The organism is Pseudomonadota bacterium (genome assembly GCA_016195085.1).
GTDB lineage: Bacteria > Pseudomonadota > Alphaproteobacteria > SHVZ01 > SHVZ01 > JACQAG01.
This window is the reverse complement of sequence record JACQAG010000005.1, coordinates 23,662-48,204: the sequence shown is the minus strand read 5'-3', so window position 1 is coordinate 48,204 and position 24,543 is coordinate 23,662. Positions and strand designations below refer to the sequence as shown.

Sequence of the window (24,543 nt, the reverse complement as noted above, 5' to 3'; positions counted from 1 at the left end):
CGCGGCAAAGACTTGGTGCCGGCCGAAGCGTACGGTCGAGGCTCTCGAACCGATGCAGAGATCCGACAAGCCCCCGAGCTGAGCCCTGGCCGATACGTTGGAGAGGGTAACCAAATGGGAATTGCGATAGCCGACGTGGCGCTGCCGAGTGTCCGGTGGCCATTCGAGACGCAGGTCGTCAAAGAGGCGCATGACTATTGGCTAAGCAAGCACGTCGATAACCGCCTGCCGAGCCGCTCGGACATCGAGCCGCAAGAGATACCGCATCTTCTCTCATGCCTATTTCTGGTAGACGTCGCGAGGGAGCCGGTCAGCTTCCGATACCGGCTCGTCGGCACGGAGATTCGCCGATGGGCCAATAGGGAATTCACCGGCACCGCCGTCAATGAGAAGGAATACGGCCCGGGCTGGCAGAGCGTTTTCAACGCCTACCTGAGCGCCGTCCACACCCGCATGCCGCACTAGGTGCGCAATCTCCCCCCCTGGACCGCGCGCGAGTTCTATCGCTACGAGATCATCATCGCGCCGCTGTCGAGCACCAGCGCGACGGTCGACATGCTCTTTGGCGCGCTTTACCTCATCAACGAAGCAACGCCGGCTCCCCAACCGCTTCCGCGGCTCAGATCGCCGCGGATGACGGCCAGAGCGGCGAACGGCTAACCGAACTCCATACGCTCCCCGGCATCGGCCCTCCCCACCGATGACGGGGGAATGGCCGGGCAAGGGCGCACCACGCGGTCGCGCCTACTGCTTCTCGACGTTCCAGAGCACCGGGATCGCCGCCTCGATCATGCCCTTGATGTTCGAGCGGAAGGCGACGGGCTGGAAGAACTGGCCGAGCGGCACGAAATGCACCACTTGCAAGGCCCGGCGCTGCAGCTTCTCGCCGACCACCTTGCGGGCGGCCAGATCCGGCGCCCGCGCCCAATCGTCGCGCAGCTTCTCGGTCTCCTCATCGCAGACCCAACCCGGCCAGCCCTTGCGATCGCAGCTCGACGTGAGCGAGAAGTTGGTGACTGCATTGCCGAGCTCGAGGCCGAAGGACCAGGTGTGGGTGATGTTCCAGCCACCCTGCCCCGGCGGATCCTGTTTGGCGCGGATCGCCAGCATCGTACCCCAATCGACCGCCTTGACGTCGACGTTGAAGCCGATCTCCTTCAGCTTCTGGATGGTGACCTCGGTGAAGTCGCGGATGATCTGCTGATCGGTCGGCTGCACCACCACGACCGGCTCGCCCTTGTAGCCCGACTCCTGCACAAGGCGCTTCGCCAAGGCAATGTCCGGCTTGCGCAAGCTCTCCGCTCCGGCCTCGGTCGCGGTCGTGGTGCCGCAGACCAAGTAGGCCCAGCACACGCGCCAATTCGACGGATCGGAGCCGACGGCGGCGCGCATATAGTCTTCTTGGTCGACCATGTGCAGGAGGGCTTCGCGCGCCTTCACGTTGTTGAAGGGCGGGTGCAGATGGTTCGGCCGGACGATGCCCATGGCACCCGTCGGGTTGTTGACGCGCACCACGATGTCCTTGTTCTTGCGGAGCGTGGGCAGAAAATCCAAAGGCGGGGTCTCGTAGATATCGACCTCACCGGCGTTGAGCGCCGCGGTCGCGGTGTTGGTGTCGGTGATGATGCTCCATTCCACGCGGTCGACCTTGGCCACCCGGCCGCCGGCATACATGCTTACCGGCTCCGAGCGCGGCTTGTAGTCGGGATTGCGGTCATAGACGATCTTGCTGCCGGGAACGAACAGCTCCTTGTTGAAGCGGAACGGACCGGAGCCGATGGTCTCGGTGATCTGCGCGGTCGGATCCACGGAGGCTTCCTTCTCGCGCATGACATAGAGCGCGCTCGAGGACAGCTTGGAGAGCGAGTCCAGAACCTGGCCCCATTTCTCCTTCATGGTGAGCGTGAAGGTCTTGTCGTCGACGACTTTCAAATCCATGCCGAGCTCGACCATCCGGCGCCCGGCGACGTCGCGCGCCGACCAGCGCTTGATCGATTGCACCGCATCGGCCGCGCGCACCGGAGTGCCGTCGTGGAACTTGAGCGCGTCTCTGAGCTTGAAGGTGTAGGTGAGCCCGTCCTGGCTCAGCGTCCAGCTCTCCACCATCTGCGGCTGTGGCCGGAACTCCGAGTCGAAGGCAAAGAGGTTGTCATAGATCATGTAGGAGTGCTGATGGACGATGGACGAGGTGTTGATCACCGGATCCATGGTGCCGAGATTGGCCTGGGGAATGTAGCGCAGCACCTTCTGCTGCGCCGCCGCCGGTGCGCTCAGCATCGCCGCTGTCAAGATTGCGCTTACCGCGACGGCGCCGAACGAGCCAATACGCTTCGCCATGGTGCCCTCCGTATGGTGGTGCGTCGAGATCGGATTTTCTTCTCGGAAACGAGCCTAGCCGGAAGCTCACGCCGCTGTCCATGGCAGGCCGGCTGGTTTGCCCTGGTGTGATTCAGATTCCAAAGATTAGTGGCCCGCTTATCCCTGAAATTCGCAGAGGAATTTCAGGGGCGGGACACTGTGGGGCATGTTTCCGGGGCGCCGGCAAGGGCGTCCGCACACCGACACGTTGTAAAGCAGCGTCCCGGCCCGATGCGCCTCAGGCGGCGAGCAGGCGGGCGACGCGGTCGGTCAGATCCTTGGGCGTGAAGGGCTTGCGCATCATCGCGGCCACGCCCTTGGGAAGCTGCTCTTCGTCGATGAGCCGGGCGGAATAGCCCGTGCACAACAGGACCGGTAGGCCGGGCCGCAAGGCCACTGCCCTTTCGGCCAGCATGGCGCCGGTCAGGCCCGGCATGGTCTGGTCGGTCACGACGAGGTCCACGGTATCGGGATCCCGCTCCAACCGTGCCGCAGCGCCGGTAGCATCGGTAAACCGTTCGACCGCATAGCCGGCCCTTTCGAGCGACAGCTCCATCAGTTCCGCCAGGTGTTCCTCGTCGTCGACGACGAGCACGCGAAGCCCTCGAGGTGCGGAACCGGGCGCGGATTCCTTTTCGGGCTCGGAAATCGACGGTACGGCCTCGCGCGGCTCCGCTTCGATCGTCTGCATCGCCGGCAGGTATAACGAGAACACCGTTCCCTCGCCTGAACGCGAGCGCACATGGATGGCGCCACCATGGGCATCGACGATGCTCGCGACCGAGGCGAGACCGAGGCCGGTCCCAACGCCTTTCGGCTTGGTGGTGAAGAACGTTTCAAACATGCGCGACATCGTCGCCTCGCTCATGCCCGAGCCGCTGTCGGCGACATCGATCCGCACGTAGCGGTCCGCCGTCATCAATCCCCGCCAGTGGTGCACCCAGCCCTCGGAATCCCGTTTGATGACGTGGTGTCTGGCGGCTCCATCCATGCCGGCGGCGCGCAAGGCCTCGGTTCGGCCGCCATCGGTGCGCAGCGGCTCGAGCTTGATGCGAATGTGCCCGGGACGGCCCTCGAGCGCGTGAGCTGCGTTGAGGCAAAGGTTGAGCAGAACCTGCTCGATCTTGATCGGATCGTGTCGCGCCAGCACCGAACCGCTCTCGGCTTCGACCTCGAGCCGCGCCGATGCCGGCAGCGAGATCCGCATGAGGCGGCCCGCGACCCGAACGGTCTCCACGAGGTCGCTTGGCTTCTGCTCCGAGGGCTCGGCTCTGACGAACTCCGTCAGATTGCTGACGATCCTTCGCCCTCTTGTGGCGCTGGCCGCAATATTGGCGAGGCTCTTGCCGACCGAGCCAAGTGCATCCATCACATGACCGATCGCCCGGCGCGCGGCCGGGTCGTCGGTCGGCAGCTTGTCGGGCAGCACCCTCAGCACGTCGATCTGAGCTTGGCTCAAGGATGCGAAACCCAAAACGACGGTCAAGAGGTTGTTGAAGTCGTGCGCGACCGTGCTGACGATGGTGCCGACGGCATCATTCTTCTGGGCCAGCAGCAGCCGTTCGCTCAGCGCCAGCCGCTCCGCCTCCTGGCGAAGACGCCCGCTCATGTCGGAGACCCACAGGAGCTCGTTGCGGCCGCCGGCATCGAGGAGCTGAAAGCGCAGCGAACGACCGTCGGCGAGCATCCGCTCGGCCACGCTGTCCTCGCCGGTCGTCAGCTCTTGGACGACGTCCGGCGGCAGGCGGAAGGCGCCAAACAGCTGCTCGAGGCCGGCTTGCTTGAGGAAGGCAGCGTCGTTGCCGTCGACGGCATCGGCGAGACCGCAGAGCCGAAGGAATCCATGGTTCCAGAACACCGCGTGCCGGCTCTCATCCAGGATCACCAGCCCATCGGGCATGCCGTCCATGACCGCTTGCAGCATGAAGGTCCGCCGCGCCAGCGTCGCCTCGCTCAAGAGCTCATTTTGCACCAGCAGACGCCGCAGCTCCGCCTCCTTCTCGTCGAGATCCGTTACGTCAGCCGAGACCCGGACGACCTCGCCTTCGGCGGTGCGATATTCTGCGATCCGAAGCTTGCGCTCGTTGCGGCGTATCTCGAGCGGTCTTCCGTCGGCGGCATGGTGCAACGCCAGGCGGTGCTCCAGGTAGCTCTCTCTGGTCTCCTCCGGCCGGGTCTCGCCCACCAGGCCGGCATCCCAGGCAAGCGCGCAAACTTCCTGGAAAGTCATGCCAGGAACGATCTTGTCCGCGGCGTGCTCCACTTCTCGCCGGTAGCCGTCGTTGCACAGCACCAGCCGGTCTTCCGCATCGAACAAGGCAAAACCGTCATTGACGGCGGCGATCGCGGCGGCGAGCCGTCGCTCGGCTTGGCGCAGGTCGGTGATCTCCATGGTCACGCGCACGATTTCGCCTTCCGCCGAGCGGAACCGCGCCGAAGACCAGGAGCGGCCATCACGATGGAGCTCGGTGCGGACCCCATCGGCCAAGCGATGATGCCGGTACCGGCGTTCGATCCATTCCTCTCGAGTTTCTCCAAGCAGAGCGCTCGGCAACGCCAAGCCGGCGTCCCATCCCATCCCGTAGAGCTCGTGGAAGGTCAGCCCCGGCCTGATCCTATCGGCGATCGGCTGCAGCTCCTCCCGGTAGGCGTCGTTGCACAGGATCAATCGGTCTTCGTCATCGAACAGGGCGAAGCCACCATCCATCGCCCTGATCGCCGATTGCAGCCTGAGCTCCGCCCGCCGGAGGTCGGTCACGTCCGCGGTTACCCGGACAACCTCGTCGGCCGCTGTGCGGAACCAGGCCGCGCGCCGAATGCGCCCGCGATGGAGCTCGATCGGCGTACCGTCCGCGGCACGGTGCACGTTGAGCCAGCGTTCGACCCACGCCTCCTTCATCTCTCCAGGCAGTGCGGTCGACGCCATCCCGGCGTCCCAGCTCATTCGATAGATGTCGGCGATCGTCATGCCGGTCTCGATGCAGTCGGCAATCGGGCTCATCTCGGCCCGGAAGGCGTCGTTGCACAGGACCAGCCGATCCTCGGCATCGAACAAGGCGAAGCCGCCATCGATGGCGCGGATCGCCGCCTCCAGCCGGAGCTCGGCCTTTCGGAGAGCAGTAATGTCCGTGGTCGAGATCAAGAGGGCGCCATCGGCCATGACGGTGCGCCGGACAAAGAGCTGGCGGCCGTCCAATGTCCGATAGGGAAATTCGGCCGGCGACTGCGTATTGGCCACAAGAACGGGGTCGGAGGCGAGGTAGCCCAACTCGATCAGTGCCTGTCGAATCTGGGCGCGTTTCAGGCCGACGCGCAGCAACGGGGCGATCTTCGGATAGAACCTGATGAAACCCTCGTTCCAGAACTGGATCCGCCCCTCGGTATCGAAGAGCGCCAGCGGACCGTCGACGGCATCGACCACCTCGCGCAAGCGCCGCCGTTCAGCGACCAGCTCGGATTGATCGCGCCGCTTCCGCTCCAGCTCGCGGCCCAACCAGAGCAGCAGCGCCGCCAGTGCCAGGGAGACGATCAGCATCGCCGACGCCACCGTCACGTCGCTCGGCAAATCCGCCATGATGTCGTCCATGCCGAAGCCGACGACGACAATCAGCGGAAAGCCGCGCAAGCGACGATAGCTGTAGACTCGATCGGTCCCGTCGAACCGGCACTTCGCCGCGAAATTCCCGGCCGGCGCCGGCTGGGTGAACATCGGGGCATCGAGGACGGACTGGCCGGGACCGACGAGGGACGCCTCATTGCCGGGTCCGGCTCTCGCCCGCACGATCCCATCGGACCCTACGACCGTGACGGTACCCTGCTTGCCGAGATCCACGGTGCCATAGAACCGCGCCAAGTAGCTCGGATCGATGGTAACGGAGATGACACCGGCAAAGCTGCCGTCCGGATGGTTGAGCCGCCGTGTCATCTGCAAGCCCCATTTGCCGGTGGTCCGGCTCAGCACCGGCACGCTGATGAAGGGCTCACCGGTATCGCGTTCCACATGCACGAGGAAGTGCACGCGGTCGGCGACAGTCACGGGCGTTGGCGGCGCAGCGGCGCTCACCGCCGTGAGCCAACCGGCGGCGTCCGCGATCGCCACCTGCAGCACGACGTCTTCAAAGAGACTCTCCTCGGCCACCGCAGCCGTGAGATCGAAGCTCCGCGGATCGCGCTCGAGCTGCCGCTTGAGGCTGAGCATGCCTCGGTCGATGCCCTTGAGGGTGCGGACCAGCTGCTCGTCGAAGGCGAGGGCCAGGTTGGCCGTGTCGCGACGCGCTTGCGTCAGTTCGGCTTGGCGCAAGAGCTGCAGGAAATAGAATGCGCCGATCCAGAGCGCGACGATGACCGCAAGCCCGACCACGAAGACGCGATTGCGCAGCCGAGACGTCCACCCGCCAACCATGTTGCCTGGAGCGGCCGGACCGATCATTCGCACCCCGATCTCAGCGGCCGCCGATAGCTGGAGAGACGCGGACCGCGGAATCGGCCGTGCATTTTACGGAATGGGCGATCATGCTGTTCTGACATGATTTTTCCCTGTTCGTCGCCGTTTGGGGAACCGCGCCGGGGGCGAATCCTCGGCCTCCCACAGCTCGACGCTAGACGCTCTTCGTAAAATTTGTGTAAAGAGGCCTTAAATGCGCGAATCACCCCCCGGGTGGCAGCGATAGAGCCCTTCGAGCGAGGTCGAATGCCGTCGCTGTCGGTCTTAGAATAGGGAGAGCTTCCAGAGCCTTGGGGGTTGAGATGTCGCCTCTGCCGACGTGACGGCTTCCGGATCGATGGCCTCGAAATCGAGCCGATGGCGCCAAAGCGCCGCCTCTCCCGAGGTGCCGGTGCCGGCGCTGATGTGGCTTCTGGCCGCCCTCTTGTTGGCGCCCGCGCCGGTCGATGGCGCGGCGCTGCTCGTTTCCTTTTCGCCGGACGATCGACGGCTCGAAGAGCCAGCCAATGTGAGCGGCCTCGAGGCGAGCGCGCTGGAGGATGGCGAGGGTTGCCCAAGCTCCACCCCAGGGCGTGAGCTGAGCGACAGCGCCGAGGCGGTCGCGGCGGACTGCGAGGAGATGAACGAGCCACCCCGAAATGAAGGCGGCGAGCAAGACCGGCCGCGCTCCCGTCTTCCCGTGCGGAACTAGTCTGCCGCCCGTCCCGAGGGCCAGGCCTTCAGGCTCGGAAGCGCGCCTCGGGCGGGTTAACCGGTATTTCTCCCACGGATCGGGGCAGCGTCGCGTCGCGCGGGTCGCCCCGCAAGGAGCGGGCCGGCTCGGCCTGCCAGCCGGCATGAGCGCCCGTCTGGTGCACCATGCAACTGTGCTAGGCGGTGAGCCGTCTACAGTTTTTTGATCGCGATACAGCGGTAAATCAAAGTCGTGCTGGTCGGATTGCCAGCGAGCGCTTCATAGTCGTCATGGACAGTCGGCATGGCGAAGGTCTCCCTACCGTCCCCGCTATAGGTATTGCCGTACAGCGCCGCAAGTTCGGGGAGCAGCTTTACCGACCATCGCAACGCGTCACAGTGTTCGTCACGCATGCGGCGCCTGACGACAATGAGTGCCGAACCCGCCGATGAGGCGCCGCCCGCTACTCGTAGCCGTGGGAGTGGCCTGTCTGAGGCCGCTTCTGCTCGATCCCGTCCACCAGGATCCGGTCGACGAACTCGTTGGCGAAGCAGAGCCTTCCCGCGATAGGCCACACCTCGCGCTTGGGCTCGGCATAGTACCAGACCAGGTTTTCGTAGAGCTTGCCGCTGACCTCGACATGATAGTAGCCGGCCTGTCCCTTGTAGGGGCAGCCCGTCGCAAAGTTGCTCGGTCGCAGGATGTCACCCCGAATGTCGTCTCGCGGCATGTAGTAGCGCGTCGGCAATCCGGTCTCGAACAGGAAGACGCAACCGCGCGACTCGGCGACCAAGGCGCCGTTCACATACACCTGGACCAGCCGGCTGCTCGGCAGGCAATCGACCCGCCGAAACGGATCGCGGGCATGGACGAAGATCTCCTCGTCCTCCTCGTACCAATGATCGACCTTGTCCCAATAGAAGCCCGCGTAGTCGGCGATGGGCGGACATTGCGGCAATGGCTCGGCGTAGCGCCACATGATGTTTTCCACCACCTTGCCCCCGGCATTGACGGTGTAGTGGTGCGCTGTGCCCTTGAAGCGGCAGCTCGTCACGTGCTCGTTCTCCCGCATCAGATCCATGCGGATGTCCTTGATCGGGAAACAGTATCTTTGCTGATGCTCGGTCTCGAACAGCAGAATCATGTCGATGCTATCGGCGATGGTGATGTCGCCGACCTTGACCCGCACCCGCTTGGCGACGGGCTCGGTGAAGACCACGTAGCCGGGTTCGAAATCGAACTGCACGATCCGATCGAGCGGCGACATATGCGGCCCGCGACCGCGGAGGTGACGCTTACGCATGATCGGCTCCTTCGCTCGGATGCATCGGACCGGACCCGCTCTGCTCACGCAGCAGCTCCGATGGTGGCACATGGCAAGAAATCATATGACCCGACTCAACCGCGCGCAAAGCCGGCGCGTCCGTGTCGCAGATCGGCCCGACGCGGCGGGGGCATCGCGCCGCGAACGGGCAACCTTGACCATCGGCTTTGCCTTCTTCCCATGCCGGCGGCGGCGAGCGGCGGCGCGCGGGATCGTCGACGCTGAGCAGCATCTCGGTATAGGGGTGCCATGGCGGTCGGAAGACCTGGCTCGCCAGACCGGTCTCGACCACGCGCCCCTTGAACAAGACCGCGACGCGGTCGGCGACGTGGCGAACCAGGGCCAGATCGTGGCTGATGAACACGACCGTGGCGCCTTGGCCCTCCTGCACGTCGACGAGCAGATTGACGATGGCGGCTTGCACCGAGACATCGAGAGCCGATACCGGCTCATCGGCGATGACCAATTCGGGATCGGCGGCGAAGGCTCGGGCAATCGCCACCCGCTGGCGCTGACCTCCGGACAGCTCATGGGGAAACCTTCCGACGATTTCGTTCGGCAGACGAACGAGCTCGAGAAGCCGGTCGACCCGCGCCGCCATCGACCGTCGATCGGCGGCCCCGCCCAGCCGACGAATGGCGCGGCTGATGATCCAGCCGACGCGATGGGCCGGATTGAGCGTGCTGTCGGGATTCTGGAACACCATCTGTATGGCGCGAATGAGCTCCGCGGGCCGTCGCCGCACCATCAGCCGCGCGATATCGACCCCGTTCAGGTCGACCCTGCCCGCCGTCGCTTGCTCCAAGCCGATGACGATGCGGCCAAGCGTGGTCTTGCCCGAACCCGACTCGCCGACCAAGCCCAGGATCTCGCCCACCCGCACGGAGAGCGAGATCCCATCATTGGCGCGCAGTGACGGGCGAGCCCGGCCGAATCCGGCTAGGCCGCGGCCACCGCCATAATCCTTTGTGAGGCCGTCGATCGCCAGGCGAACGCCGCCTTCCACGCGCGCGGGCGCGGCCTCCGCTTCCGCCGGCGCCGCCAGGGAAGCGATCTCACTATGGCGAAGACAGGACACGCGTCGTCCTGGGCCGACGCTCTCCAGGCTCGGCCCCGGAACGGTATCGCAGCGCCGGGCGACGGCGAAGCGGCAACGCGGCGCGAAGGCGCAGCCCGGCGGCATCGCATGCGGGACCGGCGGCTGGCCCGGGATCGAGGGAAGCCGCTTCGATCCGATGGGCCCGAGCAGCGAGGGCAAGCACTGGACGAGCCCGGCGGTGTAGGGATGCTTCGGCTCGGCCAGGATCTGCCGCGCCGTGCCCTCCTCGACCAGCGCCCCCGCATACATGACGCCGACCCGGTCGCAGACCCGAGCGATCAAGCGGAGATTGTGGGAGATGTAGATCATCGACATGCCGAAGCCCTTGGCCAGCTCGGCGATCAAATCCGCGACTTCGGCTTCGATGGTCGCATCCAAGCCGGTGGTCGGCTCGTCCAGAATGAGCAGCCTCGGCCGCGCCAGCAGCGCCATGGCGATGACGACGCGTTGCAGCTGCCCGCCGGAGAGCTCGTGCTTGTTGCGCTGCAAGAGCGCCTGCGGACGCGGCAACCTGACCCGGCTCAGCATTGCCACCACCTCGGCTTCGGCGCTCGCTTTCGATAGGGAGCGGTGGGCGCGGACGGCCTCGACTAGTTGCCGGCCGATGGTCAAGACTGGGTTCAAGGCGCTCGCGGGATCCTGGTAGACCATGGCGACGCCGGCACCGCGCAGGCGCCTCAAGGCGTCTGCGTCCAATGCCAGCACGTCCTCTTCGCCGAGGAAGATGCGTCCCGCCGAGACACGGCCATTGTCGGCCAGATGCCGCACGATGGCATAGGCGACCGTGGTCTTGCCGCAGCCGGACTCGCCGACCAGTCCATAGCTCTCGCCCGAGGCCAAGCTCAGCGAGAGGTCGCGGACCGCCATCGCTTCGCCGTCGCTGTCGCCGTAGACGACGGTCAGGTTCTGGAGCCGCAAGACCGGCGTCGTCACCGCGCGATCCGCTCGTGCAATCCGTCGGCCAGCAGATTGCAGCCGACGACGAGGCTGGAGATGGCGATGCAGGGAATGACCGCCATATGCCAATGAACGGCCAACAGATGCGCGTTCTCCACCACCATGCCGCCCCAATCGGGCGTCGGCGGCGGCAGGCCCAGACCGAGAAATCCCAGAGTGCCGGTCAGCAGCACGGTGTAGCCGGCGCGAAGACAGAGGTCTACGAGCAGCGGCCCTTGCGCATTCGGCAGCAATTCGACGGCGATGATGTAGAAGGAGGTCTCGCCGCGCGTTTCCGCCGCCTTCACATAGTCCTGCTGGCGCAAGGCGAGCGCTAGGCTGCGCGCCAGCCGGCCGATCCCCGGAGCATAGGCGAGCGTGACGGCGGCGACGATGTTGAAGAGTGACGGCCCAACCGCGGTGATCAGAATGACGTAGAGGATGAGCGCCGGAAACGCCAGCATGACATCGGAGAGACGAACGACGAGCCGGTCGACCCAGCCGCCGTGGTATCCGGCGCACAGCCCCATGGCGATCCCCACGCTAAAGGCGATGAGAACCGCGATGGGCACCACCGTGTAGGTGGTCCTGGCGCCCCAGATCACGCGCGACATGAGATCGCGCCCGATGCTGTCAGTGCCAAGCCAATGCGCCGCCGAGGGCTGCGGGTCGAGGGCAGCGGCGAAATCGATGGCCAATGGATCGAAGGGAGCGATCCAGGGCGCCAATGCGGCGACCGCACCCCAAAACACGATCAGCGCCAGACCGCCGGCGGCGGCGCCGGATGACAGGATCGGGCGCAGCATCGCCCATAAGCGCCGCCAGCCCGGTCGGGCCGATCGATCCCGTATCGGCTCAATCGCGGTCGCCGGCAGGCTCACGTCAGCCTGATCTTCGGGTCGAGCGCCATGTAGCAAAGGTCGCCGACGACCTGCGTGACAACCGCGACCGTGAGCGCGATCAGAGTGAGCGCCTGCACCGTGTAGAGATCGCCGAAGAGGGCGGCCTGAAGCAGCAGCGAGCCGAGGCCCGGATAGGCGAAGATCGCTTCGACCACGACCACGCCGGTCAGCAGCCAATTGACCTGCAGCAAGATGACAGTCACGGGCGGAATCATGGCGTTGCGCAAGACATGTCCATAGATCACCTGCCGGCGGGTCAAGCCCTTGAGACGCGCCGTGCGCACGAAGGATTGCCGCATCGTGTCCACGACCGAGGCCCGTACGATGCGGGCGACATAGGTCGCCGAAGCGATGGCCAGGACGGCGACCGGCAGCACCAGCTGCGAGGCCTGGCTCCAGCGCTCGTTGGCGAGCATCGTGCTGGTGCCGGGTGCCACGCCGAGCCAAACCGCAAATCCCAGAAGCAATCCGACCGCGGTGACGAACTCCGGCATCGAGGTCAGCAGCGTCATCGCCGCAGAGAGCAGCCGGTCGATCCACCGCCCATGGTTGACGCCGGTGGCGATGCCGAGGAGCAACGACAGCGGAACGATGACGACGATCGCCCAGAAGGTCAGCAGCACGGTATAGCCGGCGCGCTTGGCCAGCACGTCGATGACCGGCTCCTTGGCCATAAGCGACATGCCGAAATTGCCAAAATATCGGCTGCCACGGGGATCGTGGAGGCCCAACCCGATGGATGGATCGGCGAGCGGGTTGTCGGCCACCCCAAGAAGCGAGCCGAGCCAGCCGAGATAGCGCAAGGGCAAGGGATCGCCGAGCCTCAGCTTTCCGTACAGCAGATCGACTTGGCTCTGGACCGCATACGGTCCAAGGATCTTGGCGGCGACATTCCCCGGCGAGAACTCGGTGACGACGAAGAGCAGCAGCGAGGCCGCCAGAAGCGTCAGCACCAGATGGCCAAGCCGCCGCGCCAGGAAGCTCAGCATTCCAGTGCCGGCCTCAAGGACCGGGCGATCATGGCCTTCCGGCTCGGGCCCTAAGCCAGCGCCAGCTCATTGCAGAACACCATATAGGTCGGATGCATCGCGAAGCCCTTGACGCGCTTATCGTAGAAGGTGAACAACTTGCGCCAATAGGTCTGCACGATCGGCCCCTCGTCCTGCAGCAAGCGCTGGATCTCCGCCATCTTCTTACGCCGCACCTCGATGTCCGCAACGGATTCCGCCTCATCGAGCATCCGATCGAAGGTGGGGTTGGCGAACGCGCTCTCGTTCCAGGCCGCACCGGTGCGATAGGCGAGCGCCAGGTTCATCACGCCCAAGGGACGATGCGCCCACACCGTGGTGCCAAGCGGCGCCGACAGCCAAACATCCCAATATTGCGGGTTCGGCACGACTTTGATGCCGACGCGGATGTTGGCCTCCTTCCACATCTCGACCATGGCCTGCGCGCTGCGCAGGTGGTGCGGCGGGTTTGCCTGGATGGTCAGCTCGACATCGACGCCGTTGGGGTATCCGGCCTCGGCCAGCAGCGACTTCGCCTTCGCGACATCCCGCTGCCAGGCCGGCAATGGCGCGTAGTCGGGGCTGATCGGCGCCACGTGATGGTGCTCGGCCGGAGTGCCGAAGGGTCCGAAGGTGACGCTGTTGGCCTTGACCGGGTCGATGGCCAGGCGGAAGGCCAAGCGCACGCGCTTGTCGTCGAACGGCTTGTGGCGCAGGTTCATGCGCGTGACCGCGGTATCCGCGGTTGTCACATCGTAGAATTGCAGATGCGCCTGATCTTTCAGCAACGGGAAGAAGTCCGGCAGCACTTGGAAGGCGCCATCGACCTGCTTGGCGATCAGCGCATTGACGATGGCCTGCTCGTTGCCGCCGACATCGATGAACTCCACTCGGTCCAAATAGGGCCCTTCGCCCCAATAGCCCGGGACCGCGGTCAGCAGCGCGCGCCGCGAGACCTCGATCTCCTCGAGCTTGAATGCGCCGGTGCCGGGCGAGCCTGGATTGAACACGCCGTTGTCTTCCGGGTACAGCATGACCGCGGGGTAATGGAACAGGTGCTCGGGAACCGCCAGCTGCGGCGATTTGAGATTGAGGCGAACGGTTCGATCGTCGACCTTCTCGATGGCGTTGGTGTCCCACAGCTCATGGCGCATGACCTTGCGGCCCTTGGCGTCGACTTGGCCGGTGTCGATGGCGTTCAGCATGTAGCCTTCCATCAGCCCCAGGACCGAGGATCCCGCCTCGTCGCTGAGCAGGCGCTTCAGATTCCAGATCACGTCGTCGGCGAGGAAGGTTCTGCCGGTGTGCCACTTGACGCCCGATCGGACCTTGAGAGTCCAGGTTCTGAGATCCTGCGAGGGTTGCCAGGATTCGAGTAGATGCGGCCGCGTGATGTTGTCGGCGCCGGTCTTGCTCAAATACTCGACGACCTGTGAATAGATCAGAGGATGCGCCGTCGTCGCCGCGGTCGCCGGTGACTTCACGTCGTAGACCGTCGTGCTGAGGCGGAGAGTCCCGCCCTTCGGCTTGGCCGCTTGAGCGAATGCCGAGGTCGAGGAGCCGAGCACGCGGTCGGCGAACCCATAGGCCATGCTCGCCGATAGGCCGAGCAACGTCGCCGTTCGAAGGAATTCGCGGCGGCCAATCTCACGATCGGCGAGCTGCCGCTTCAGCTCGGGCAGGTGGCCATGGATGAGTTTCTTCGGCATCGTGGCCTCCCTATGGCCGGTCCGCGCCGGTGCGGCGTTCGGTGATATTCCGCGCAGGGTTCGGCAATGTCTAGCGACTCCTGCGCCAAAGGCGAGGCTGGATCTGCGGCTCGAGCCCGCCCAAGACGACCCAGGGCAAGCCGGGCATTTGCTCCGAGCGCGAACGGAAGGCAGACTGGCGCCGTTCGCGCCCGGAGCCGGTTCATGCCGAGCGTCCGTGCGGTCATCGTCGAGAGCCTGGTCGCCACGGGTGACCTTCGCCGGTGCAGCTCATGTGCGGCAAATGGTTGCCCATGCTTCCATCAGCTTGCGGCGCTTATCCAGCAGATCGCCGCGCCTATGCGCCGCCTCGGCCTTATTCTCGACCACGTGCGCCAATGCGGCCTCCGCCACCTCGTTCGCAAAGTTCGCTGTTCGGACGCCCAATCTCTGAAAGTCGATCGGAATCCATGGACCGTTAAATCCAACCGTCCCATGCACTTCAAGAGTGACAGCATCGCGTGCTAGACAGTGGCTCCCCCTTCCGGCCACGCGGGAAGATCAAGTCATGCCGCTTCACGCCGCTCGCCGGGGGAGGATCAAGGAGGAAGTGATCCTCACCCCCTCCTAAATCCCACCCCCGATGCTGGGCATCGCTCTTCGCGGCTTTCCTTGCCTGTGATCGCGTGGGTCCGTCCCCCCCTTCCGAGTTGCTGGTGGAGGGTCGCGTTGCGCGGGTCGCCCGTCCACGAGGGTCCTACCCGCGTCGGACCGTCGCGGGCCTCCACCGTAGCGAGGCTACGCTTTTCGGCCCGCTCCGTGCGGGGCGCCCGGCGCGACGCGACGCTGCCCCGATCCGTGGGAGAAATCCGGGTTAAGCTGCCGGCATGAGCGCGGGCGGGCCGGGCTGGACTTTTCATTTCGTCGCAAACAACCCGGCGCTCGAGTTCGCCGACACGGTGAGCGGGCGCGGCAGCCCGGTGCCGATCGAGCGGTTTCCGGAATTCGCCGCGGTGGTGAGCTGGGCGTGCCAGAGCGGCCTCATCGACGAAGCGACGGCGCGGACGCTGTCGGCCTCGGCCGCCGCCGATCCGGCGATGGCGCGGCGGGCCTATCGACGCGCGATCCGCCTGCGCGATCTCCTCTACCGCGTCTTTGCGGCGATCGCGGACGCCGGCCCGCCGGCAGAGCGCGACGTCAAGGAGCTGAGCCGCTGCCTGCGCCGGAGCCTCGGCCATCTCGCCCTGATCGGCGGGCTTCCACCCTATCGGCTCGACTGGCGGCCCGATCCGGACATGTTGGAGCCGGTGCTGGGGCCGGTCGTGAAGGCGGCCGCCGAACTCCTGAGTTCGGCGGAGATCGACAAGGTCAGAAAATGCGGCTCGCCTACCTGCGGATGGCTCTTCCTCGATGTCAGCCGAAACAAGCGGAGGCGCTGGTGCGCCATGTGGGCCTGCGGCAACCGCGCCAAGGCGCGGCGGTTCTACCGCCGCCACGCCTCGTGAGCTGACGCGCAATTCGCGATCCCGCGGACATTAAATTGCATTTACAGCAAATTCCCGTCATATTCCGGTCCGGGGCCAAGGTAAGTCATTGATTTCATGCACGCCGCGTGGGCGAATATGGCCTTGCGGCTTGGAGTTCGCAGGAATGTGGCCCCATCGCTAGTGTCGTGAACCTGAAATTCGTGGCCACGAATTTCAGGTTCAGGTCGACACTAGCCTATTGTTTTGGCGCGTGCCGACCGTTCCGAAGTGCGCATGCGCACTTCGGAACCGGCACGCTAGGATTGCTCAGCAGGGCCGCCGGCCGGGCCCGCCTCTCGGGGGACGATGATGTCCGCAGACCAGAGCGATCAGATGGGTGTTCTGCTTCGCCAATCTCTGCATGACTTCAACAACGTGCTTGGGCTCATCCTAGGCTTCGCCGGGCTCCTGGTGCGCGATCTCGAGGCGGCGCGCGCCGCCAATCCGGCACTCGGAGGCTGTCTCGACAAGGCTCAGGAAATCCTCGCTGCCGCCGTCCAGGGCGAAGCCATCGTCAAGCAGATGACCGCCGTCATTCGCTCCGGGCCAACGACCGATGTTGCCCGCGCGGCAAAGTTGCCGGCAGCGCCCGGCAGACCGGCCGCGCCCGCCCATATCCTCCTCGTCAAGGAGGACCAGGAGGCAGCCGCCGAGCTGGCTCGAGCCCTGGCGGGCATCGGTTGGACGACCGAGGTGCAAGCAGGCGGCGGCGCGGCACTCCGCAGCTTCCGGGCCAAGCCGAACGCCATCGATGCGGTCATTACCGACCAAACCGTCGCGGAGATCGCCGGTCCCGAGCTGATCGACGCGCTGAAGGCCCTCAGCCCCTCGCTGCCCTGCGTTTTGCTGCTCGACCCCAGGCAACCGCTCGACCGCGAGTCCCAGCAATTGGTCGGCGCCGATGCCGTTCGCAACCAGCCGGTCGCTGCCCAGGACGTCGTCGGACTGATCCGCGAGCTCCTCGAAACCCGTGGGCGGCGTGGGGGCTGAGGCCAATGGCGACGCCAACAGGCCGGCCGAGACGAAGGGAACGGTTAGGAGAAGTGTCCGGGGGCGAAGAAAATCTCTCCTATTCGACTTGGCGCTTCCGCCGTTCCGCAATCAATCTTTGAGAAATGTGGTCTAAGTTAGTCTTTCGCATCGGAACGCTACCGTAGCGATGGTTGGTTAATTGGGTAAAGGGACTGAGATGCGACGCAGCCACAGAAAAGAATTTCGTATTTCGGCGCTACTTTCGTATATGCAATCTTCCCGCTTCTAGCCATAAGATATGCTAAATGCAGGCTATCGTCGGCCGGCCCCTCCGCTGGCGGGCCGGCGCCGGCGATGTGTCAGCGCGACAGCCGCATGAGGTTGCTTCTCCGTGGTCGATGGGCGTTTCAGCCAGGCGGATGCCAAGGACGCGGTTGTAACGATGGAACGTGACGATCTGCGCACGGACGTCCATCGAGCGCGCGCCCTGATGATGCTGAGCGTCATGATCGTATTGGCGATCCTCAGCCAATTCTACCGCTCGTCGAGCGGCGTCATCGCCCCTGAGATCATGCACGATCTCAGTATCAACGCCGAGGAGCTGGGCCTCACGTCCAGCACCTTCTTCATCATCTTTGCGCTGCTGCAGATCCCGATCGGGGTGTTTTTCGACCGCTACGGCGTGCGTCTGGTGCTCCCGGCCATGCTCCTGGTGGCGGTCCTGGGATCCTTGATATTCTCCCTAGCTCCGTCATTGATATTTCTCATCGTCGGCCGGTTTCTGATCGGCTTCGGCTTCGCCGGCCTCATGGTCGGTTCCCTGGTGGTGCTGGCCCGATGGCACAGCCCGGCGCGGTTCACCGGGGCGATGACGCTGCTGTTTGCCTCGGCGAATGCCGGAAGCCTGCTCGCCACCCTGCCCCTTGCGGCGGCCAACGAGTGGATCGGGTGGCGAGCGACCTTTTTTTGCCTGGGCATCCTGACGGCGCTGCTTACGCTCATCCTCTTTCTTGTCGTGCGTGACGAGCCGCCGGGGGATGTGCGTCCGCGGCAAGGTCCGGAGTCGCTCATGGAATCCATGCGCGGACTGCTCGAGGTGGTTCGTCTGCCCGGATTTGCCTATGTGCTGCCCTTGGTTGCAGTCGGGTACTCCTCCACCATCACCATTCTCGGCCTCTGGGGCGGACCTTACCTGCACGACATCTACGGGCTGGACGGCGTCGACCGCGGCAACGCCCTTTCCATCATGGCCATGGCGATGATTGGCGGCACGCTTGCCTATGGGCCGCTCTATCAGAAGTTCGGCACGTTCCGCAGCGTGGTCATCGGCGGCGGCGTGGCGACGGGCCTCATCTTCCTGGTGCTGGCCCCGCTCACCGGAGCCCCGCTCGGCACCTCGCTCGTGCTCCTCGTGCTGCTCTGCTTCGTCGGCGCCTACAGCCTGGTGGTGATGGCCCATGGGCTGGCTCTGGTGCCGCCGGCGCTTTCCGGGCGCGGGACGACGACGCTGAATGCCTCGCTGATGGGCGGTGCCGCCATCCTGCAGGCGGTGACCGGCGGCATCATCGCCCATGCGACCATCTGGCTCGGTGCGGAGAGCTCGGGGTATTCTGCGCTATTCGCCTTCCTGGGGCTGCTGACCCTGGCCGCGGTCGCGGTCTATCGTCATGCTCCGGAAGCCGCACCGCGGGCGTAGGACCGAAGAGAGGGGCGCATGACGCGCCCGAAACGTGGATGGAGCCTAGGCATGAGAACGTTCGGAGGCGCGGAACCGCGTCAAAGCACAATGGGGGTCGTCATGACATCACTTAGCTCGCATCTCGGCAGGACACTCCGCATAGCAGCGGGCCTTCTGGTGATGCTGGGGGCGGCGCTTGCGGCTTCGCTGCCGCAGCCGCAAGGCAAGGCCTTCCTCGAAATCTCCGGCATGATCGGGAACACCAACGCCGGCGACAAGGCGGTGTTCGACCTCGCTATGCTGGAGGGGTTTGGCGTCACCAAGGTGCAGACCTCCACGCCCTGGACCGACGGACGGCCGACCTTCGAAGGCGTGCTGATGCGCGTGCTCCTCGAGCAGGTCGGCGCCAAAGGCAGCACGCTGACGGCGGTCGCCCTCAACGACTACAAGGTCGACGTGCCCATCGCGGATTTCTCGCAGTATCCGGTCATCCTTGCCTACAAGATGGACGGACAGGAGCTGAAGGTGCGCGACAAGGGGCCGCTGTGGATCATCTATCCGCAGGACGACTTCCCCGACCTCAAGAATAAGCAGACCCAGGCGAAGTGGGTCTGGCAGATCAAGGAACTCCGGATCAAATAGCGGCCGCGATGGCGGCCGAAGGCCCGCTCATGGACGGAACCCTCATGCTCCCGCGGGCGCGCACCGGCGGCGGCGTCAGCATCCGACCGCGCCTCTTGCGCTATGCCGGCCTCGTGGTCGCGCTCTCGGCGTTCCTGATCGGGGTGTTCTTCAGCTTCCAAGGCCTCTTCGAGCAGCGCGAGCTCATCGAGAAAGAGAGCCGCATCAACATCTGGTTCCTCGCCCAGGTCGATATCGAGTACCTGCAGATGATGGAATCGTTGAAGGAATTCGCGCTGGCGCCGGTCAAGGACCCGCAAGCCACGGAGGAACGCTTCGAGATCTTCTGGAGCCGGTTGCCGGTCATGCTCAAAGGGCCGCAAACGGCCGGCTTGCGCGAGGTCGAGGGGTTCGTGGAGGCGGTCTCCGCCATGATTCGGACCCTGGAGGAAGTCGAGCCGGACATGGGCCAGCTGGCGAGCATAACGCCGGCTCGGCTCGCCGAGATCGACCGCAAGCTCGATATCTTGCGCAAACCGGTGCATGACATGGTGCGGCGGGCGCTGCTCTATGAGACCGACGAAGTGGGCCAAACACGCGCCCGGCACAACTCGCTCTACACGAAGCTGGTGGCGCTGTTCGCCGCGACCTTGGTCGGCGGCGTCACCATCTTCATGCTGCTGTTCAACCAGATCCTGAAGACGCATCGCGCCGTGGTCGCGGCCGATACCGCGGCGGAAGCGGCGCGGGCGGCGCGCACCGAGCTTGAGCTCGCCATCAACAGCATCTCGGAAGGCTTCATCATCTACGACCAGCGCGACAGGGTGGCGCTGTTCAATCAGAAATACGTCGAGCTGCATCCGGGTCAAGCCGACATCATCGCGGTCGGCGTTTCCTTCGAAGCACTCCTCAGGCATGCGATCGCCAGAGGCGGCATCGCCGTCGAGCCGGAGAATGTCGAGGACTGGGTCCGCTCCACCGTCGCCCAGCATCTCGCCCCCGGCGACACTTTCGAAAGCCGGCTCGACAGAGGCACCTGGCTGAAGATCAGCGAGCGGCGCACCAGCGACGGCCGCGTCGTCGGCGTGCACACCGACATCACCGAGCTGAAAGAACGCGAGACCCTGATCAATCAGAAGTCGACGCTGCTGCAGACGACGCTCGAAAACATGAAGCAGGGGATCGCGGTGTTCGACCGCGATCAGCGCTTGCTGATCTTCAACGACCGCTTCATCGAGATCAACAACTACCCCGAAGGCTTCGTCCATCCGGCCCGCTCCTATGCGGAGCTGGTGCGCTTCAACGTCGAGCGCGAAAATCCCGGCGCCGGCGACGTCGAGGCGCGGGTGTTCTCGCAGCTCGATACCGTCCGCCGGCTCCTGCAGGAAAAGTCCGGCAGCCTGCGCCAGGAGCGCCGTCTGCCCGATGGCAGGGTCGTGGAGACGATCCATGCCGCGCTGCCGACCGGCGGCTTCGTCAAGACCTATATGGACATTACCGAGCGGGTCCGTTCGGAGGCCGACCGCACGCGGCTCACCGAGCAGTTCCATGCGGCCCAGAAGATGCAGGCCTTGGGCACGCTCGCCGGCGGCATTGCGCACGACTTCAACAACATCATCGGCAGCGTGCTCGGCAACGTCTCGCTGATGATGATCGACACGCCGAAGGACGATCCGGCCTATCGGCGCCTGCAGCAGATCGTCGAGGCCGGGACCCGCGCGCGCGCGCTCGTGCGGCAGATCCTGACCTATAGCCGCTATGCCGAGCTCGACCGCAAGCCCGTCGACATCAGCCGCGCGATCAGCGCCAGCCTCGAGGTCATCCGACCGCTGCTGCCGCGCAACGTGTCCTTGCAAACCGGGCGCTGGGCGAGCTGCGCCGTTTCCGGCGACGCCACGCAGCTACACCAGATCGTGCTCAACCTCTGCCTCAACGCCGCCCAGGCGATCGGCGATGCGCGCGGCCGGATCACCGTCTCGGTCGAGCCGGTCGACATCAAGAACTCGGAGACCGACGTCGCGGCCCCGCTCGATCTGGCCCGGCCGCGCTCGATGCCGCCGGTGCAGGCCCGGGCGGGCACGATCGGACCCGGGCGCTATGTCCGCATTCTCGTCAGCGACACCGGCTCGGGCATCGACGCCGCGACCATGCCGCGCATCTTCGAGCCGTTCTTCACCACCAAGGAGGTCGGCAAGGGCACCGGGCTCGGCCTGGCGGCTGTGCACGGCATCGTGCGCAACCACGAAGGCGCCATCACCGTCGAGAGCGTGCCTGGAATCGGCACCTGCTTTGCGATCTTTCTGCCCTTGGTCGACGGTCCCCCGCCCGCGATCGAGCGCGAGCCGCTCGGGCAGGCTTCGGGCGGGCATGAACGCATCCTCTTGATCGATGACGACAGGAAGCTGCTCTCGGTGACCCAGGAGGTGCTGACGAGGCTCGGCTACACGGTCGAGTCATCGGCCGAGCCGGCGCGCGCGCTCGAGCTCTTCCGCGAGCGCCCCACGGCCTGGGACCTCGTCATCTCCGATCTGGCGATGCCGAGAATGCCGGGCGAGGTGCTTTCCGCCGAGATGCTCAAGGTTCGCCCGGACCTGCCGATCATCATGCTGTCCGGCTTCATCTCGGACAAGGACGACGCCTTCCTCAGGGCGCTCGGCGTGCGCGCCATCGTCACCAAGCCGGTGCTGCCGGACGAGATCGACATGGCCATCCGGTCGGTTCTGGCCGGAACCGTCTGATCGCTGCGCGCCGGCGTCACGCCCGCGTCCGGTCGTCAGTCCGTGGCCGCGACCTCGACAATGAGCTTCGCGCGCATGGCCCGGGCGAAGTCATCGAGCCCCTTCGCTTCGATTAGAAACGACCGCGGCCCGCCAATCACATTATTCGCATACCAGCCGGCGACCGCGGGCTCGAACGCCGTGGTGATCGGCAGGCCGTTGATGGTAATGCCGGCGGCGATCGCCCGATCGCGCGCCGTCTTCGTGTAGGAGTCGTTCTGCAGCGCTTCCGTCTGGCAGTTCTCCTGGCCGTCGCCGGAAACATCGATTACCCGACGCACCGCATTTCCGCTCCAGCTCGCCAGGAGCGAGCCCGCATGGTTGAGGACGTCGGCCAAGCAGGTAGCGCCGCTCGAGGCCCGTTGCATGCCTTGGATGCGAAGCGCGAGCGCGGCAAACTCCGCCTCGGTCGCCAGTACCGTCCAGCCGATCATGGTCTTGGGCCGGGTGCTCCATTGCACGACCGCCACGGCGATGCGTCCATGGACGCCGCGTCGGGCCGCATCGGCGAACTCCTTCGAGCTGATGATCTCGGCGGTCGCCCGGCGCTGCAGCTCCCACCGCTCCCGGTCGATGGACCCGGAGACGTCCATCGCCAGCACCACGGCGAGGTCGACCGGCCCCAACTGGGCGTGAGACGGGCCCGCGCCGAAGAGCGCTGCGATGAGCACGGCAACCGGCCAACGTCCGAGCATCGCGACCTCGTCCCGCCTCGACGGCCATCGATGCATAGCAGCGCGGATGCGTTCGCGGCAACCACGGCCCACGCGTGGCGAATGGCCGGCCCTGGATAATCGGCGCCGGCTTGGGAATAATCGCATGGGGCGGCGGGTTCATACCGATATGCGCGAATATGACTATGCCAAGCTCCAAGCCCTGGTCATCGACGATGACCCCTTCTTCCTGCGGCTCCTCACCCAGATGCTGGAGCAGATCGGCCTTGGCAGGGTGAACCAGGCAAGAGAAGGCTCCCAGGGCCTGGCCGAGTTCGACCTCATGCTGCCGGACGTGGTCTTTTGCGACATCCATATGCAGCCCATCGACGGAATGGCGTTTCTTGGGTCCGTACGGCAGATGTCGGACCCGATGCTGGCGGCCACGCCCATCGTGTTCGTCACCGCCGACGCCACGCTCGGCGCCGGCGGCGCGGCCCGCAAGTATTCGGCCAACGGCTATCTGGTGAAGCCGTTCTCTCAGGTGCAGCTCAAGAATCGGCTCGATGCGATCATCGCCCGGAGCCCAGAACTTTCCCGGCTGTTGTCGATTTCACCCGCGGGGGTGGGCTCCTGAAGCGAAACCCGGCGGCGTTGGGCGGGTGGCGGACCCGGCAGGAATCGAACCTGCAACCATCCGCTTAGAAGTCTTGTGTTTGGTCTTTCCTTAGCGTTCCGAGTAATTCCGGTCCTTTCCTATTTATCCGTCCGATCAGCGGCTTAGCGGCCGGACAGTTCCGTGGCTTTCCGCTAGTTTCCGTTGGGGTGATTGTATCGTGATTGTTTTCGGAGCCTCCGATGCCGATCGTCAAGCTCACCAAAAAGGTCGTCGACGCGGTCGTTGAGGAGCCTCGCCGCGGCAAGCAGCCGCTCCTCCTCTGGGACAAGGAGGTGAAGGGCTTCGGGCTGCTGGTGACGCCGGCGGGGACCAGGAGCTACATCCCGCAGTACCGCATCGGCGGGCGGGGCACGCCCACCAAGCGGGTCACCATCGGCCGCCACGGCTCGCCCTGGACGCCTGAGAACGCCTGGCGTCGGCTATGAGAACGCCTGGCGTCGGCTACCTGCCCGACGAGGGCCTTCGCCTCCTCCCGGGCGGTCTCAGGCGTCTATGCGCCGTCCATCATACCGGTGCGGGCCGAATTGGAACTGGCCTTTGCACAAGAAACATTCAGTCATCATGGGCGGCGGACGCCGTCATGTCCCGCTCGGGATCTAGCTTGAGGCCATCTCAAGTCGCGTTACTACTCCGGCGTTGTATCCCAGAACGGTGCCAAGCTGTCGCTCGTGGGAACCTATAGCTGCGGGCGCGCGGCATCGGGCATGTTTGGGAGCAATGCGATATACGTGACACCCCATTCGATGACATCTGCCGGAACGGTCAACCGCACTTCACCCACGGCGTGCTCAATGCATGCAGTCGCGGGTGGCCTTCGAAAGTCTACCCTTCCAGCATTCAAAGCTCGAGGCCACACCCCGATCAAGGGTGCGTTCCGTGGCGGCGTCCGATGCGGACAAAATGGGGCAGGTTTGCCTCAATTTCCAACATTTGAGGAACCGGAGCGCGCTTGGTAACGTGCCAGCGCTATGGACAGCGCCACGCGAAATCGGCCGGTCACGGAACTGGAAGCAGCGATCGAGCGCGCGATTGAATATCGCCGCCTCGCCAAATCTTCATCCGATCCCAAAACCCGCGACAAGTTCATGGAGCTCGCCAACCAGTGCGAGTACATCGCCGCTGACATGGAGCGCGAGCAAGCCATCAGGAACGGGATGATGCCTAGGCAAAGGAAGCAAGTCTAGCGAACCTCCCGCGGCGCCTGCG

At 65.1% G+C, this 24,543-nt stretch carries 20 protein-coding genes; 11 read left to right on the top strand and 9 right to left on the bottom strand.

Going from position 1 to position 24,543, the window contains the following annotated elements; translation table 11 throughout:
* Positions 1–135: 135 nt before the first annotated feature.
* Together HY058_01440 and HY058_01435 are read left to right on the top strand one after the other, a co-directional pair.
* Positions 136–465, top strand: coding sequence for a PAS domain-containing protein (locus HY058_01440; protein ID MBI3495949.1), 330 nt, complete (start codon positions 136–138; stop codon positions 463–465).
* Positions 466–660, top strand: a complete 195-nt coding sequence (locus HY058_01435; protein ID MBI3495948.1) for a hypothetical protein — start codon at positions 466–468, stop codon at positions 658–660. It abuts the gene before it with no gap.
* Between the two features lie 84 nt (positions 661–744).
* Here HY058_01435 and HY058_01430 read toward each other — a convergent pair whose 3' ends face one another.
* The gene (locus tag HY058_01430; protein ID MBI3495947.1) at positions 745–2,337 is read right to left on the bottom strand and encodes an ABC transporter substrate-binding protein; all 1,593 of its coding nucleotides are present in this window, start codon (positions 2,335–2,337) and stop codon (positions 745–747) included.
* A gap of 259 nt (positions 2,338–2,596) precedes the next feature.
* The gene (locus HY058_01425; protein ID MBI3495946.1) at positions 2,597–6,787 is read right to left on the bottom strand and encodes a PAS-domain containing protein; all 4,191 of its coding nucleotides are present in this window, start codon (positions 6,785–6,787) and stop codon (positions 2,597–2,599) included.
* Positions 6,788–7,139: 352 nt separating this feature from the next.
* Between HY058_01425 and HY058_01420 the strand changes: the two genes are divergently transcribed.
* Positions 7,140–7,493 (top strand): hypothetical protein, encoded by a 354-nt coding sequence (locus HY058_01420; GenBank protein MBI3495945.1) that lies wholly within the window; start codon positions 7,140–7,142, stop codon positions 7,491–7,493.
* A gap of 194 nt (positions 7,494–7,687) precedes the next feature.
* Here HY058_01420 and HY058_01415 read toward each other — a convergent pair whose 3' ends face one another.
* The 6 genes from HY058_01415 to HY058_01390 all read right to left on the bottom strand — a co-directional run bounded on the left by HY058_01415 (position 7,688) and on the right by HY058_01390 (position 14,452).
* On the bottom strand, positions 7,688–7,888 hold the full coding sequence (locus HY058_01415; protein ID MBI3495944.1) for a tail fiber protein: 201 nt from the start codon (positions 7,886–7,888) through the stop codon (positions 7,688–7,690).
* A 50-nt stretch (positions 7,889–7,938) separates the two neighbouring features.
* Complete coding sequence (locus tag HY058_01410; protein MBI3495943.1) at positions 7,939–8,850, bottom strand: DUF427 domain-containing protein; 912 nt, start codon at positions 8,848–8,850, stop codon at positions 7,939–7,941.
* Entirely contained in the window at positions 8,771–10,831 is a 2,061-nt protein-coding gene (locus tag HY058_01405) for an ABC transporter ATP-binding protein (protein ID MBI3495942.1), read from the bottom strand. Before HY058_01405 ends, HY058_01410 begins: the two co-directional genes overlap by 80 nt.
* Entirely contained in the window at positions 10,828–11,640 is an 813-nt protein-coding gene (locus HY058_01400; protein ID MBI3495941.1) for an ABC transporter permease, read from the bottom strand. Before HY058_01400 ends, HY058_01405 begins: the two co-directional genes overlap by 4 nt.
* 71 nt (positions 11,641–11,711) lie before the next feature.
* Entirely contained in the window at positions 11,712–12,725 is a 1,014-nt protein-coding gene (locus HY058_01395) for an ABC transporter permease (protein MBI3495940.1), read from the bottom strand.
* Between the two features lie 50 nt (positions 12,726–12,775).
* Positions 12,776–14,452, bottom strand: a complete 1,677-nt coding sequence (locus tag HY058_01390; GenBank protein MBI3495939.1) for an ABC transporter substrate-binding protein — start codon at positions 14,450–14,452, stop codon at positions 12,776–12,778.
* Positions 14,453–15,318: 866 nt separating this feature from the next.
* Here HY058_01390 and HY058_01385 point away from each other — a divergent pair.
* The 5 genes from HY058_01385 (at position 15,319) to HY058_01365 (ending at position 21,966) form a co-directional block, all read left to right on the top strand.
* A complete protein-coding gene (locus tag HY058_01385; protein ID MBI3495938.1) occupies positions 15,319–15,936 on the top strand; it encodes a CGNR zinc finger domain-containing protein in 618 nt (205 codons plus the stop codon).
* A gap of 354 nt (positions 15,937–16,290) precedes the next feature.
* Complete coding sequence (locus HY058_01380; protein MBI3495937.1) at positions 16,291–16,947, top strand: hypothetical protein; 657 nt, start codon at positions 16,291–16,293, stop codon at positions 16,945–16,947.
* A gap of 373 nt (positions 16,948–17,320) precedes the next feature.
* Entirely contained in the window at positions 17,321–18,625 is a 1,305-nt protein-coding gene (locus tag HY058_01375) for an MFS transporter (protein ID MBI3495936.1), read from the top strand.
* A gap of 102 nt (positions 18,626–18,727) precedes the next feature.
* On the top strand, positions 18,728–19,249 hold the full coding sequence (locus HY058_01370) for a molybdopterin-dependent oxidoreductase (GenBank protein ID MBI3495935.1): 522 nt from the start codon (positions 18,728–18,730) through the stop codon (positions 19,247–19,249).
* 8 nt (positions 19,250–19,257) lie between these two features.
* Positions 19,258–21,966 (top strand): PAS-domain containing protein, encoded by a 2,709-nt coding sequence (locus tag HY058_01365; GenBank protein ID MBI3495934.1) that lies wholly within the window; start codon positions 19,258–19,260, stop codon positions 21,964–21,966.
* A 35-nt stretch (positions 21,967–22,001) separates the two neighbouring features.
* Here HY058_01365 and HY058_01360 read toward each other — a convergent pair whose 3' ends face one another.
* Positions 22,002–22,700, bottom strand: a complete 699-nt coding sequence (locus HY058_01360; GenBank protein MBI3495933.1) for a DUF1194 domain-containing protein — start codon at positions 22,698–22,700, stop codon at positions 22,002–22,004.
* Between the two features lie 124 nt (positions 22,701–22,824).
* Between HY058_01360 and HY058_01355 the strand changes: the two genes are divergently transcribed.
* The 3 genes from HY058_01355 (at position 22,825) to HY058_01345 (ending at position 24,521) form a co-directional block, all read left to right on the top strand.
* Positions 22,825–23,295: a response regulator gene (locus HY058_01355; GenBank protein MBI3495932.1), complete on the top strand. Its 471-nt coding sequence runs from the start codon at positions 22,825–22,827 to the stop codon at positions 23,293–23,295.
* Between the two features lie 221 nt (positions 23,296–23,516).
* Complete coding sequence (locus HY058_01350; GenBank protein MBI3495931.1) at positions 23,517–23,762, top strand: DUF4102 domain-containing protein; 246 nt, start codon at positions 23,517–23,519, stop codon at positions 23,760–23,762.
* Positions 23,763–24,305: 543 nt separating this feature from the next.
* Positions 24,306–24,521 carry a hypothetical protein gene (locus HY058_01345; GenBank protein MBI3495930.1) on the top strand — a complete coding sequence of 72 codons (216 nt, stop codon included), beginning with the start codon at positions 24,306–24,308 and terminating at the stop codon, positions 24,519–24,521.
* Positions 24,522–24,543: the final 22 nt, after the last annotated feature.